The 14,061-nt window shown below is 55.7% G+C and carries 13 protein-coding genes; 9 read left to right on the forward strand and 4 right to left on the reverse strand.

Features of this window, described 5'->3' with window-relative positions; genetic code table 11:
- Nucleotides 1–105 precede the first annotated feature (105 nt).
- Nucleotides 106–882, forward strand: coding sequence for a rhomboid family intramembrane serine protease (locus JT718_RS11680; protein WP_205502877.1), 777 nt, complete (start codon nt 106–108; stop codon nt 880–882).
- 3 nt (nt 883–885) lie between these two features.
- On the forward strand, nt 886–1,803 hold the full coding sequence (locus tag JT718_RS11685) for a rhomboid family intramembrane serine protease (protein ID WP_205502878.1): 918 nt from the start codon (nt 886–888) through the stop codon (nt 1,801–1,803).
- A gap of 550 nt (nt 1,804–2,353) precedes the next feature.
- Here the strand turns inward: JT718_RS11685 and JT718_RS11690 are convergent.
- Together JT718_RS11690 and JT718_RS11695 are read right to left on the reverse strand one after the other, a co-directional pair.
- Nucleotides 2,354–3,244 (reverse strand): SPFH domain-containing protein, encoded by an 891-nt coding sequence (locus JT718_RS11690; protein WP_205502879.1) that lies wholly within the window; start codon nt 3,242–3,244, stop codon nt 2,354–2,356.
- 66 nt (nt 3,245–3,310) lie between these two features.
- Nucleotides 3,311–3,742 carry an NfeD family protein gene (locus JT718_RS11695; protein WP_205502880.1) on the reverse strand — a complete coding sequence of 144 codons (432 nt, stop codon included), beginning with the start codon at nt 3,740–3,742 and terminating at the stop codon, nt 3,311–3,313.
- 236 nt (nt 3,743–3,978) lie between these two features.
- On the opposite strand from JT718_RS11695, the gene JT718_RS11700 reads away from it, so the two are divergent.
- A complete protein-coding gene (locus JT718_RS11700; RefSeq protein WP_205502881.1) occupies nt 3,979–5,268 on the forward strand; it encodes an amidohydrolase family protein in 1,290 nt (429 codons plus the stop codon).
- 718 nt (nt 5,269–5,986) lie between these two features.
- Here the strand turns inward: JT718_RS11700 and mdh are convergent.
- Nucleotides 5,987–6,925, reverse strand: coding sequence for a malate dehydrogenase (gene mdh / locus JT718_RS11705; RefSeq protein WP_205502882.1), 939 nt, complete (start codon nt 6,923–6,925; stop codon nt 5,987–5,989).
- Between the two features lie 449 nt (nt 6,926–7,374).
- Nucleotides 7,375–8,703 carry a tRNA lysidine(34) synthetase TilS gene (tilS, locus tag JT718_RS11710; protein WP_205502883.1) on the reverse strand — a complete coding sequence of 443 codons (1,329 nt, stop codon included), beginning with the start codon at nt 8,701–8,703 and terminating at the stop codon, nt 7,375–7,377.
- Nucleotides 8,704–8,753: 50 nt separating this feature from the next.
- Between tilS and JT718_RS11715 the strand changes: the two genes are divergently transcribed.
- From JT718_RS11715 to porD, 6 genes are all read left to right on the forward strand, one after another.
- The gene (locus tag JT718_RS11715; protein WP_205502884.1) at nt 8,754–10,448 is read left to right on the forward strand and encodes an OstA-like protein; all 1,695 of its coding nucleotides are present in this window, start codon (nt 8,754–8,756) and stop codon (nt 10,446–10,448) included.
- Nucleotides 10,449–10,521: 73 nt separating this feature from the next.
- Nucleotides 10,522–11,376, forward strand: coding sequence for an outer membrane protein assembly factor BamD (locus JT718_RS11720; RefSeq protein WP_240337051.1), 855 nt, complete (start codon nt 10,522–10,524; stop codon nt 11,374–11,376).
- Between the two features lie 33 nt (nt 11,377–11,409).
- Nucleotides 11,410–11,739 carry a DNA-directed RNA polymerase subunit omega gene (locus JT718_RS11725; RefSeq protein WP_205502885.1) on the forward strand — a complete coding sequence of 110 codons (330 nt, stop codon included), beginning with the start codon at nt 11,410–11,412 and terminating at the stop codon, nt 11,737–11,739.
- Between the two features lie 14 nt (nt 11,740–11,753).
- Nucleotides 11,754–12,314 (forward strand): flavoprotein, encoded by a 561-nt coding sequence (locus tag JT718_RS20735; protein ID WP_205502886.1) that lies wholly within the window; start codon nt 11,754–11,756, stop codon nt 12,312–12,314.
- Nucleotides 12,307–12,969 carry a bifunctional phosphopantothenoylcysteine decarboxylase/phosphopantothenate--cysteine ligase CoaBC gene (coaBC, locus tag JT718_RS20740; protein ID WP_317195505.1) on the forward strand — a complete coding sequence of 221 codons (663 nt, stop codon included), beginning with the start codon at nt 12,307–12,309 and terminating at the stop codon, nt 12,967–12,969. Before JT718_RS20735 ends, coaBC begins: the two co-directional genes overlap by 8 nt.
- The gene (gene porD / locus JT718_RS11740; RefSeq protein WP_205502887.1) at nt 12,951–13,859 is read left to right on the forward strand and encodes a type IX secretion system protein PorD; all 909 of its coding nucleotides are present in this window, start codon (nt 12,951–12,953) and stop codon (nt 13,857–13,859) included. The genes coaBC and porD overlap by 19 nt, the downstream gene beginning before the upstream one ends.
- Nucleotides 13,860–14,061 lie beyond the last annotated feature (202 nt).

A 14,061-nucleotide genomic window follows, 5' to 3' on the forward strand; every position in this document is an offset into this window, starting at 1 on the left:
AACTAGTACTTTCGTGACCTGTTTAAGGGAAGAAGGCGGTGGCGGCGTTCAATACTGGCCCACGATCTTCGTTTTCTTTGAACGTATATCTTTAGACACTACCCTATGCCACCCATCACCCCCATGGTGCGGAACCTCATCGTGCTTAACGTACTCATGTACTTTATGAGCGACCGGCTGTTCCCCACTGAGTTGTTTGCCCTGCATGACGTGCGCTCAGACCTGTTCCGGCCGCATCAGTTTGTCACGCACATGTTCATGCACGGGAGCGTGATGCACCTGTTCAGCAACATGTTCAGTTTGTTTATCTTCGGGCCCTTGCTGGAGCGGTACTGGGGCGAGAAACGATTCCTGTTGTTTTACCTCATCACCGGGTTTGGGGCCAGCCTCTTGTACCTAGGCGTGCGGTCGTATGAAATCTCGCAGATGGAGCAGATGGTGGCCACGTATCTGCAGAACCCAGACCCGTTCCTGTTCCGCGACATTCTGGAGGCCCACGGCTCGGCCTCTAACAACACCGGGTTTTTGCGCCAGTTTCAGCTTAACCCCGACAATCCGGCCATTATCTCGGAGACCAAGGCCTACGCGCAGCTGCTGTACCAGAAAGTGCTGAACGGCGCCATGCTGGGGGCCTCGGGGGCGGTGTTCGGGATCTTGATGGCGTTTGGCATGCTGTTCCCCAATACCGAATTGATGCTGCTGTTTTTCCCCATTCCCATTAAGGCCAAGTACTTTGTTTTCCTGTACGGCGCCTTTGAACTGTACTCGGGGCTGAACCGCATGCCGGGTGACAACGTAGCCCATTTCGCGCATTTGGGCGGGATGCTTTTTGCATATATCTTGCTGAGACTATGGGAGCGCCAGCGAAACAACTTTTACTAAACCATGACTAGTATTTTTGACGATATCCGTTCAGCGTTCAGCAAGGGCAACAATGCCCTGCACCAGCTCATTTTCATCAATGTGGTGGTGTTTGCGTTCCTGATCATCCTGAGAACCATCATGACCCTGAGCGGCTCGGGCAGCACGTTCGCGTACCTCATGACGTTCCTGAGCCTGCCCTCCAACCTGGAGCTGTTCATGTTCCGGCCCTGGACCCTCATTACCTATTTCTTCACGCACCTGGAGTTCTTCCATATCCTCTTCAACATGCTTAACCTGTACTGGTTTGGCATGCTGATCAAGGAGTACCTGGGCGACAAGCGCCTGGTGAACCTGTACGTGCTGGGCGGGCTGGCCGGCGGCCTGATCTACCTGGTTGCCTACAACACCATCCCGTACCTGCAGCTGCGCGCCGAAGGCTCTTTCATGATGGGGGCCTCTGGCAGCGTCATTGCTATTATGGTGGCCGCCGCTACCCTGCTGCCCAACTATACCTTCAATCTCATCCTCATCGGGCCGGTGCGGATCAAGTACATCGCCTTGCTCATGGTGTTGCTTTCCATCTCGGGGGCAACCGGCGGTAACGCGGGCGGCAACATCGCCCACCTGGGCGGGGCTATTCTGGGCTTCTTTTACATTAGGCAACTGCAGCGCGGCTCTGACTGGGGTCGTCCGGTGCAGGCGGTGCTGGGGTTGTTCAGGGGCTTGTTCCAGCGCCGTTCTCCCTTGAAAGTCACGTACAAGAACCCCAACCGGCCATTCTCCGGCGGCTCCACTTCGGCCCCCAACGGGGTGTCCACCGCCGCCGGAACGCCGTCGCAGCTGGAGATTGACCAGATTCTGGATAAGATCTCGGTGTCTGGCTACGAGAGCCTGACCAAGGAAGAAAAGCAGAAGCTCTTTAAAGCCAGCCAGAAATAGGGGTTAGGCGGTAGTAATTAGTGATTAGTTTTCGGTTTGTTTTCCTGGAACGAGGCTTAAAACAGGGAGAGTAATCTTGCAAAGAAGGTTATAGTTAGTTCCTGTTTTTACCCTTAAAAAAAGGAACTATGCATTCTGTTCCCTTCGAAAGGAGTAAGGGGGATGACTTCTCTTTGTGATTATTCCAGTCCTAGTCGTTCGTAGGGGTAATCTCTTGTAGATACTTACTATGGCGCGGAAATTACTTCCGGGGCTTTAACTCAATTTTGAAAGTCACGGAAGTAACTTCCGCGCCAGAATAATAGACTTGCTCTGTAGAAAAACTAGTGGTTCTTGAAATAGCCTTGTCATCTCCCTACCCCTTCCAAGGGGAACAGAATGCGTGGCCTGGATTTCCCTTCTGAGAACTTATATCAACGTTGAAGATTTGCTCTAAAAAAAGAACGCCCCGCAGACGATTGCTGCGAGGCGTTTTTTTTATGTGCTTCTCTTTTCAAGAAACCATGTCTCCGTTTTGGGCGGGTTTTCTGGAAAACAGCCCTGTAACGGGTTAACCTTTGCTGTTCTTGAGCATATCGCCGATGGCGCCGATGTTGCCCAGCGTTTCTACCGCCGAGGTAGGCATGAAGATCTTGTTGGCGGGGCCCATGGCCAGTTGCTGCAGGGCCTCGAAGGATTTGTAGGTGAGCACGCGCTCGTCCAGTCCCGCTTCAATCAGGAGGCGGATACGGGCTTTCTCGGCTTCGGCAATCTCGGTGATGGCTTTGGCCTGGCCCATGGCCTCTAGTTCGCGGGCGGCGCGCTCGCCTTCGGCCCGCAGGATCTTGCTGGTCTTGTCCCCTTCAGAGCGCAGGATCATGTCTTGCTTGGCGGCTTCGGCCTCCAGGATGGTGGCGCGGCGGTTCCGCTCGGCTTTCATCTGTTTGTCCATGGCCTCCTGGATGTCTACCGGCGGTTTAATGTCGATGACCTCCACGCGCTCAATGCGCACGCCCCATTTCTCGGTGGCCTCGTCCAGGGCGGTCCTGATCTCGGCGGAAATCCGCTCGCGGCCCGAGAGGGTCTCGTCCAGCTCCAGGTTGCCTATGATCTGGCGCATGGTGGCCGTGGTGATGTTGCGCACGCCCAGCACGTAGTCAAAGATGCCGTAGGTGGCCTGCTCGGGGCCCACCACCTGGTAGAACACAATGGTGTCAATGAGCACCTGCACGTTGTCGCGCGTGATCACGCTCTGCGGCGGCACGCTGGTCTGCTGAATGCGCAGGTCGTGGTAGGTGCGCACCCGGTCCACGATGGGGATGAACAGGTTGAGGCCCGGGTGCATGAGGCGCTGGAATTTGCCCAGGCGTTCTACCACGCCCACCCGCTGCTGCGGAATAATGCGGATAGAAAGGGCCATGAGCACGACAACGGCGGCAAGGATGATGAGGGTGGTAGTCATAGGGTTTGGTAAGGTTGAGGTATACACGGGGCGCCGGGCTGGCTGGAGCGCCGGTTCCGCTGAAAACTATTTAATAGGCACCACCTGCAAAACGGTGCTGCTCTGGTGCACCACCAGCACGCGCTGCCCCGGGGCCAGCTCCTCCTGGGCGCTGGCGCTCCACACCTCGGTACCCACGCGCACAATTCCCAGGCGCGAGGGTGTGATGGGTTCCAGCACTTCGCCCTGTTGGTTGGTGAGTTGCAGCACCGGATCTGAGTAGCCCTTCACCTGGCGGGCCCGGGCGGTCAGGGGCTTGGTGAACAGCATCAGGAGCACCCCCGTAATGCTGGCGGCCAGCGGTGGAAGCCAGAAACTGTCTGGGAAGAAGTAGGCCAGGGCCGCCGCCACCAAAGCCGAAACGCCCAGCCAGAGCAGGTAGAACGTGCCGGTCACCATTTCTGCCACCAACAGCAGGATGCCCGCAATAAGCCAAAACCACCAAAAGGAGAGCTCCATACCCGTTTCTTTTCTTTTTCAAGATAATGAATTTCAGCGAATACCGCCCGCGTATCTTATTAGTCGCAGGCAAGCCCCCAAAATAACAAACCGGCGGCAGATAGTTTTGGGGCTCTTTTCGGCAAAACAGCCCCAAATCAGGGGCGCGCTGTGTGGTCCAGGGGCAAAACCCCTGCGGGATGCCGCAGAAATTGGTATCTTAACCTTTCCTAACCGTTTCCAACCTACCCTATGCTATGAAGAAACACGTTTACGCAATAGCCGTTACCGCCCTGCTGGCCCTTACCGGCGCCCAGGCCGTGGCGCAAAGAACCTATGTGCACTGCGGCCGCTTGATAGACGGCCGCAGAGACCAGCCCCAACCCGAGATGACGGTAGTGGTGGAGGGCAGCCAGATTGTGGCCGTGGAGAAAGGCTATACCGCAGCCCCCGCGGGAGCCAAAGTCATCGACCTGAAGAACCAGACCGTGCTGCCCGGCTTCATGGACATGCACGTGCATTTTGAGAGCGAGACCAGTCCCAACCAGTATGCCGAGGAGCTTTCGCTGAACCAGGGCACAGTGGCGTTCCGGTCGGTGAACTACGCCGAGCGGACCCTAATGGCCGGGTTCACCACCGTGCGTGATTTGGGCGGCAGCGGCATTAACGTGCAGCTGCGCAACGCCATTAACCAAGGGCTGGTGAAAGGGCCGCGCATGTTTGTGGTGGGCAAGGCCATCTCGGCCACCGGCGGGCACATGGACCCCACCAACGGCTACCGCCAGGACCTGCAGGGCGACCCCGGACCGGCCCAGGGCGTGGCCAACGGACCCCATGAGTGCCGGAAAGCCGTTCGGTACCAATACAAAAACGGCGCAGACCTGATCAAGATCGCCTCTACCGGCGGCGTGCTGAGCGTAGCCAAGGACGGCTCGGCGCCCCAGTTCACCGAGGAAGAGATCAGGGCCATTGTGCAGACGGCCAAAGACCTGGGCCTGAAGGTGGCGGTGCACGCGCACGGGGCCGAGGGCATGAAGCGGGCTGTAAGGGCTGGGGTGACCTCTATTGAGCACGGCACGCTCATGGACGAGGAAACCATGAACCTCATGAAGAAGAACGGCACCTGGTACGTACCCACCATCACGGCGGGTAAATCTGTGGCAGACTCCGCCAAAATTCCGGGGTACTACCCTCCGTTGGTCACGCCCAAGGCATTGGCCATTGGCCCGCAGTTGCAGGGTACTTTCGGCAAAGCGTACAGAAAAGGGGTGAAAATCGCCTTCGGGACCGATGCCGGCGTGTTCCTGCACGGCAAGAACGCCAAGGAGTTTGAGTACATGGTGGAAGCCGGCATGCCCGCCATGGAAGCCATCAAAGCCGCCACCCTGTACGCCGCAGAGTTGCTGGGCATGCCTGATAAGCTAGGCACCGTGGAGAAAGGCAAGTTCGCAGATATGGTAGCAGTTAGCGGGAATCCTCTGGAAGACATAAAGCTGTTGCAGCAGGTGTCTTTTGTGATGAAGGACGGAAAGGTGTACAAGCAATAACCCTGGTGATTCCTCGCTCGCCTCTGGCGAGTGTAGGTCTTCTTGCGGACTCTGGCCGCTGGGGGGGGGTGTTCATTAGATGCGCATAGCGGCGGGACGCCGCCCCATTTCTCACACTCGCCGGAGGCGAGCGAGGAAGGAGGGGTTATTGCTTTGCTTGAGTGGTATTCTAGTTCTCACACAAGATCCTTCCAGGATGACAATGGGAAAAGGATAGAGTCCTGTGGCGAGTCTTTGGGCTTTATAGTTTTCTATGACGCGGATTTGCTTCCGTGCCAGAGTGGGTTATCGAAACAAGTGCGTTTTGTCATTATTTATTGTAAAACTGACCCTAAACGAACTAACACCCGCTGTCATGCCAAGTATCTTTCAGCGAGTTCTAACTTTCTCTCTCTTCTCCCTCGCTCGCCTCTGGCGAGTGTGAGGTATGGGGCGGCGTCCCGCCGCTGTGGGTGTTATTAGGAATCACTGTGTTCCAGTAGGTAGTTGAGTCTGCGGCATTACGCGACTTTTAGTTACTTGAGGAAAATGATTGAAGTAGGAGCGGTAATATGCCCTGGAAAATCATCACCACACAGCGGCGGGACGCCGCCCCATACCTCACACTCGCCGGAGGCGAGCGAGGGAAATCATTACCTTTTTTTAGGGAATTGAGTTAAAAGCAAAGAAGCCCGGTCAATTGGCCGGGCTTCTTTGTTACATATCAGAAGTGAACAGCTTACGCTTCAGTAGGCATGTTGTCCAGCACGTCCATTACTTCGCGCACGGCTTTTTCAGAGGCTCTCAAAAGCGCCATTTCGTCTTCGTTCAGTTGCAGTTCTATTACTTTCTCAATACCGTTCTTGCCCAGTACTACCGGTACGCCCAGATAGGTGCCGTTGATGCCGTATTCGCCTTCCAGCTTGATGCACACCGGGAACACGCGTTTCTGGTCGCGCACAATGGCTTCCACCATTTGGGCCGCCGCAGAGCCCGGAGCGTACCAGGCCGAGGTGCCCATCAGTTTCACCAACTCGCCGCCACCGTTTTTGGTGCGGTCTACAATGGCGTCCAGTTTGGCCGGGTCAATCAGCTCGGTGACCGGAATACCGCCTACGGTGGTGTAGCGCGGAAGCGGTACCATGGTGTCGCCGTGGCCACCCATCAATACTGCTTGAATATCCTTTGGGGAAACGTTCAGTTCCTCGGCCAGGAACGCGCGGTAACGGGCCGTGTCCAGAATGCCGGCCATGCCCATTACTTTGGTGCGGGGTAATTTTGAGGTCAAGTGGGCCTGGTAGGTCATCACGTCCAGTGGGTTGGACACCACAATGATGATGGCCTCAGGCGAGTGCTTGATTACGTTCTCGGTCACGGAACGAACGATGCCGGCGTTGGTGCTGATCAGGTCATCGCGGGTCATGCCGGGCTTGCGGGGTAACCCAGAGGTAATCACCACCACGTCTGAGTTGGCGGTACGGGTGTAATCATTGGTGACGCCCACGGTGCGGGTATCATACAGGTTAATCGGCGATTTCTGCCAGATATCCAATGCCTTGCCTTCGGCGAAGCCTTCTTTGATATCTACTAACACTACTTCATTGGCGATCTCGCGGTACGCTAATACGTCGGCACAGGTGGCACCTACGTTACCGGCTCCAACTACGGTTACTTTCATTTTTTAGGTTTGGTTAGATGGATATTCTACTAGACTACGTGGTGAAATTAGAAAAAAGGCCGTCACCTGAAAATTATTTCCTCATTATCTGGTTAATTGTTGATTTCCAAGGGCTGTTTGTTCATTGCTGATTGCTCGTTGTCAATTGCTAATTAACTCAAATCGCGATTTATGAAAGCAGTTGAAGCATTACCCACCCCTACCCCTCCCAGGAGGGGAATCATCTGCAACGTTGGCAGGAGAAAGTCCCCTCCTGGGAGGGGTAGGGGTGGGTCTCACGGTTGGGCGGTAAACATCGCAACATGAGTTAATTACTCATTGCTGATGGTTGATTTAGGCCTGATTCCCTGTAAACGGGCCTGAAACAGCTTTTCAATGAAAGCTCTTTAAAGCCGCTTCACTAAAAAGGATGACTCATGGACTAAACTTCAGCAAGCATCAATCATCCATCAAACCCGGGTCACGGTGATCTCCACCACTTCGTGGGTGTTCTCGGTTACCTTGAAACGGTTGTCCAACTGCTGTCCGATGACCCAGGTGAGTGAGGCGTCTGAGACCAGCACCCACACGTCGGGCTTCAGGTTGGCGGGTACTTTCTTGTCGATGAGCAGGTCGCTGACTTTTTTCTTGCCGTTCATGCCCAGCGGAATAAACCAGTCGCCTTCTTTCCAGGGGCGAAGTTTGAGCGGGAACTTGAGCAGGGCGGCGTCCAGGGCGGCCACATCTTTGGAGCGGGGCACTTTGTAGCCTTCGGCGGGTTTCCGGGCTATTTTCGCCAGATAAGGCCCGAACCGGATTTCGGTGGCGTCTTCCGGTACCAGCACGCTTCCGAATTTCTCCAGCGGTTTTGGGGTGATGACCAGGTCTTCGCGGTCTTTCACCAGCACGTGGGTAGGGGAGGCGAACGTTTTGCCCGGGATGCCCTCCCAGGCGGCGGCAATTTCCTGGGCCTGCACATAGGAGAAGTGGAACGGTTTTAGCAGTTCGTGGAGCAACACCACCGGGGCGGGGCTCTTCTGCAGCGGAGCAATAGAAAGGTAGGTGGCGCCGTTCTCCTCACGTTGCGTTTTCGCCTTCATTTCCTGAAAAGAGGCCAGAAACACGGCTTCGGCACCTTGCAGGCGTTCCAGGGTCTGGGTGAAGGTTTCCTCCAGGTTGGGGTTGAGCTGCTTTAGTACCGGGATTACCTCGTGGCGCACCAGGTTACGGTGGTACTTACGGCTCTCGTTGCTGGAATCTTCCCGCCACGCCAGGCGTTTGGCTACCAGCCAGTCGTACAGGTCGTCTTTGGTCAGACTCAGCAAGGGGCGGATAAGGTTTCCGTTTTTGGGCAGAATTCCGTGAAGTCCGGCCAAACCAGTGCCGCGCACCAGGTTCAGGAGCACGGTTTCCAGCGCATCGGACTGGTGGTGGGCCGTGGCGATGACGTCGTAGCCCAATTGCTGGCGCATCTGCTCAAACCACTGGTAGCGCAGGGTGCGGGCCGCCATCTGGATGGAAATGCCTTCCTGCTCGGCGAAGGCCTGGGTCTGGAACTGCTCGCTGTAAAAAGGCGCATCGTATTGTTTAGCCAGTTTGCGCACGAAGAGCTCATCGGCATCAGACTCCTCGCCGCGCAGCCCGAAGTTGCAGTGCAGTACCGCAAACGGCAGCTTGAGACGGTGCAGCACATCGGCCAGCACCACAGAGTCCAGGCCTCCGCTCACGGCAGCCAGAATCCTGGTGTCGGGGGTGGCTAACTGGTGGGTATGTATATACTGTAAAACTTTCTGGAGCATCGGTGAAGGAAGGGTATTTTTAGTAATTTCGCAGCTATTGCATTTATTTGATGAACACAAAGATAGTTCTAGTATCTCTTTTCTCCCTGTTTTCTGTGGTGCTGGCGTTTGGCCAGGTGCCGCAGCCGCAGCCGCAAGGGGGCGGGCAGCCGGTAGAGGTGTCAGCGAACACGCTGCAGTCGGGCCGGTACAACGGCGAGGAGGTGCGGCGTTTGTTGGGAAACGTGGTCATGCGCCAGGGGCAGACTACGCTTACCTCAGACTCGGCCTACCAGTACGCCAGCGACCGCAACCGCCTGGAGGTGTTTGGAAACGTGCACATTACCCAGCCGGGCATGGACGCCACCAGCGCCACGGCCAGCTATGACGGAACCCGCCGCATGGCCAACATGCGCGGCGGCGTGACTCTGCGCGATGAGCAGATGACCTTGACCACCCCTTCGCTGGACTATGACCTTAACGCCAAAAAGGCCTTCTATACCCAGGCCGGGAACATTGTAGGGCCAGATTACACCATCCAGAGCCAGTTGGGCACCTATACCTCAGATGACAAGGTGCTCACGTTTAAGAAAAACATCAAGTACGTGGGCCAGAATGCCGAAGTGCTCTCTGACACCATGGCCTACAACACGGTGACCAAAGTGGTGGAGTTCTTCGGGCCTACCACCATCAAGTCGCCGGACGGAACCCTGTTCGCCAACCGTGGTACCTACAACACCGTTACCCGCGAGTCTAACTTCAGGGGCAACGCCAGCATCAAAACCCCCGATTACTTGATCAGGGGCGAGGTGCTCACCTATGACAAGACCAAGGAGTACTATACCGCCTCGCGCAACGTGTCTATGACCTCCATCAAAGACACCACCATCATTACCGGGCAAACGGCGCTGTACTGGCGGGCCCGGGGCCGGGCCAAGGTCTACGGGTCGCCGGTGATGCGCACCATTGAGAAGCGCGACACCATGTACCTCTCGGCCGACACGCTGGTGTCGGTGGAGAACGTGAAGGACAAAACCAAGAAAGGCAAGCTGTACGCCTACCATGACGTGCGTATCTTCAAGTCTGACCTGCAGGGCCTGTGCGACTCGCTCACCTATGACCAGGGCGACTCCACCATCTACATGAACCGCAACCCGCGCCTGTGGGCCAACAAAAACCAGATGACCGCCGACAGTGTGGTCATGAGGCTGCGCAACAACACCATAGACCAGATGCGCATGTTTGGCGAGGCGTTCGCTATTTCCGTAGACACGCTGGAGAACTACAACCAGGTGAAGGGGCGCAGAATGATTGCCCACTTCGCTGACGGCAAGATCCGGCGCATTGACGTGAACGGGAACGCCGAGAGCCTTTACTTCGCCCTGCAGGGCGATACCTCCACCATTGGCATGAACCGGGCGGTGTCCAGCGACATGCGGCTCACCTTTCAGGATGGGCAGGTGCAGTACATCACGTTCCTGGAGGAGCCCGACGCCAAGCTGATTCCGCCCCACGAACTGGAGGAGCCCGACACCCGCCTGAAGGGGTTTGTGTGGAGGTCCGATGAAAAGCCCACCCGGGCCTACGTGCTGGAGAAGCGCGGTGCCAGGAAAAAAACGGCTCCGGCCAAGCCTGCGAAACCCGCCACAGCCACCAAACAAGCCAGCCCCAAGAAACCCACCAAGGCGGTGAAGAAAGACAAGATTAGCCCGGCGCCGGCCAACGGGGTGAAGAAGCGGGTTTCCAGGCTGGGTAATTCGCAGTAAAAGCCACGCTATACTGAATGGAAAGGCCCAACGTTCTGTTACATATAAAAAAAATCGTTATTTTTGCGCGCTTATGACTAAACGCATTCTTTCCTATTTGCCCATCATGCTCATGGTAGTAGTACTGGGCGCTTGTGGGAAATACAATAAAATCCTGAAGAGCGACGACGTAGACAAGAAATACGCCGCGGCGCTTGCCTACTACGAGGACCAGGACTACGACAAAGCCGGTGCTCTGCTGGAAGACCTCATGCCTCTGTTAAAAGGACGCAGCGAGTACGAGCGGGCCAACTTTCTGTACGCCTATACCAAATACCACCAGGGCCTGTACCTGGAAAGCTCTTTCCACTTCACTTCTTTCGGGCAGACTTTCCCGCGGAGCCAGTACGCGGAAGAGGCAGCGTTCATGAATGCCAAATCGCTGACCAACGAGTCACCAGATCAGAACCTGGACCAGCAGAGCACTTCGCAAGCCATGACTGCGCTGCAGGAGTTTATGCGCCGGTATCCGCAGAGCAAGTACATGCAGGAAGCCAACACCATTTATGATGAGCTTTCGCGCAAGATTGAACTGAAGGCTTTTGACAACGCCAGACAATACTACAAGCTTACCAACTACGATCCTCAGTACTACAAGGCAGCGGTTGTGGCCCTGGAGAACTTCCGGAAAAACTTCCCTTCTTCCACGTACAATGAAGAAGCCGCTTACCTTCGCTTAGATGCCCAGTTCAACTACGCCAAGGAAAGTATTGAGACCAAGCAACGCGACCGCTACCTGGAAGCCGTTGCCATGTACCAAGCGTTTGTAGATGCATATCCGCAGAGCAAGTTTTTGCGTAACGCCGAAGAGCGCTACGATGCCAGCCGTCAGGCCCTGGAGAGACTGAGCAAGAGTCAGCCAGCCGCCGCCACGGCAACCAACCAGTAATTATTCATTTGTAAAACCCAATTCACTAGCTATATGGCCCAAGTACCAGCATCCATTGTAACGCGTAATATCTCTGACCTGGCCACTGAAACCGGTAACGTATACGAGTCTATCTCTATCATCTCTAAGCGTGCCAACCAGATTGCCGTAAAGGTGAAGGAGGAGTTGAACTCTAAACTGGCCGAGTTTGCTACTACCGTAGACAACCTGGAAGAGGTGTTCGAGAACCGCGAGCAGATTGAGATCTCTAAATACTATGAGCGTCTTCCTAAGCCTACCAACATGGCTATTGAGGAGTTCATTGAAGGCAAAGTGTATTTCCGCAAAGCCGACGACGAAGCGCAAACTTCATCCGCGCTTTAATCCACCGTTTCTGAATGCTTCGGCATAAGAAAATACTCCTGGGGGTTTGCGGTAGCATTGCAGCGTACAAAGCGGCTTTGCTGGTGCGGCTCCTCATCAAAGCAGAAGCAGAAGTGCAGGTAATCCTGACCACTTCTGCTTCTGCTTTTATAACCCCTGTAACGTTAGCCACCTTGTCTAAAAGACCGGTCTTAACCGAGTTTGTGCGCGATGACAACTCCGGTCTGTGGCACAACCACGTGGAATTGGGCCTCTGGGCCGATGTCATGCTGGTGGCGCCCGCCAGCGCCAATACGGTGGCCAAGTTTGCCCGGGGTTTGTGCGATAATCTTTTATCGGCTACGTATCTCTCGGCCCGGTGCCCGGTGTTTGTGGCGCCTGCCATGGACCTGGACATGTACCAGCACCCGGCCGTTCAGGAGAACTTCCGGTTGTTGCGTTCCTACGGGAACCACATCATTGAGGCCGGACACGGGGAGTTGGCCAGCGGACTGGTAGGGCAGGGACGCCTGGCGGAGCCCGAGGAGATTGTTCAGGTTTTACAACAGCATTTTATTTCTCATAACATTGTTTAGCGGCAAGAAAGTCCTGATCACCGCCGGGCCCACCTATGAGCCTTTAGACCCGGTTCGTTTTATCGGCAATCATTCCACCGGCAAAATGGGGTATGCGTTGGCCCGCACCCTGGCCGAGCAAGGAGCAGAGGTTTTCTTAGTTTCTGGCCCTACCGCCCTGAAAATGGAGCACCCCAACGTGCAGGTTACCTCCGTGATGACCGCCGATGAGATGTACGCCGCCTGCCAGCAGATAGCTCCCGAGGCAGACCTCTGGATCTTCGCCGCCGCCGTGGCCGACTACAAACCCAGCCAGACGGCTACTTCTAAAATAAAAAAAAGTGACGCCACGTTTACCATTGAACTGGTGAAGAACGTTGATATAGCGGCTGCCTTAGGTCAACAGAAGCGTGCCGATCAGTTTGCGGTAGGCTTCGCCCTGGAAACTGATCAGGAACTGGAGAACGCCCGCGCCAAACTCCTCAAGAAAAACCTGAACATGGTAGTGCTGAACTCCCTGCGTGATCCTGGGGCTGGTTTCAAACATGACACCAACAAGATCACCATTGTGAAACCCACCACGGTAGAGGAGTTTGCGCTGAAGACCAAAGACGAGGTAGCCTTGGATATTCTGGAATCTATAAAAGCTGAATGGGCATGTTTGCAAAGAAAATAGCCGGGGTGGCGTTGTGGCTCTTGTTGCCCCTCTCTGCCTGGGCGCAGGAACTACGGTGCGAAGTGATTGTGAACAGTGAGCAGGTGCAGGCTACTGACCGGCAGGTGTTCCAGCAGATGCAGAACGCTATCTCAGAGGTTATGAACAACACCCGTTGGACCAGCGATGTGTACCAGAACGAGGAGCGCATCCGCTGCAAAATGTTCATCACCTTACGCGCTATGCCGCAGATTGGGGTGTACGAGGCCAATACCCAGATCATCTCCAGTCGGCCTACTTACGGAACGGGCTACGAGACCACGGTGCTTTCCTTCGTGGACACCAACTTTGGGTTTGAGTACAATCCGGCCCAGCCGCTGCAGTACGCGCCTAATACTTACACCACCAACCTCATGGCCATTCTGTCTTTCTATGCCTACACCATCATCGGGATGGACAACGACAGTTTCTCCCGCTTGGGTGGCGCCAACGCCCTGGCCGAGGCCAGCAACATCCTGAACCTGGTGACCTCGTCGGGCGCTAATGCCGGAGGCTGGAGTGCCACCGCTGATACCCGCAACCGCTATTGGCTCATCAATAACCTGCAGGACCCCCAGTTTGAGCCGTTCCGAAGCGCCGTGTATCTGTACCACCGCCAGGGGCTGGACCTGATGGCCCAGGACCCGGAGAAAGCCCGGCAGAACATTCTGGAAGCGTTGCGCAACATTCAGCAAGTGGCCCGCATCAGACCGGGAGCGGCGGCTTTGCGCTCGTTCTTTGAAGCCAAAGCCGCCGAGTTGAGCAGCGCGTTCACCTCGGCTACGCCGCCGCAGAAGCAACAGGCCTACGATATTCTATCCCAGATAGACCCTACCAACCGCGCCCGCTACGAGTCCTTGATCAGACGATAGACTTGTTTTTGGGCTGATTTTAGGAAATCGGCTCTAAAACACGCTACTCAGCTGCGCCTTCTCAGATTGATCCAGGCGTTTACGGGCTGATTTCACCGAAATACCCCTAAAACAGCGATGCCTTTGCCGATTTTCCGGTGAAGGCATCGCTGTTTTAGGGCCTGTTCTTGATCTGTGGCGGACCAGCCTGGCCCAATGCCCC

Origin of the sequence: Rufibacter psychrotolerans (assembly GCF_016924645.1) — a bacterium.
Classification (GTDB): domain Bacteria; phylum Bacteroidota; class Bacteroidia; order Cytophagales; family Hymenobacteraceae; genus Nibribacter; species Nibribacter psychrotolerans.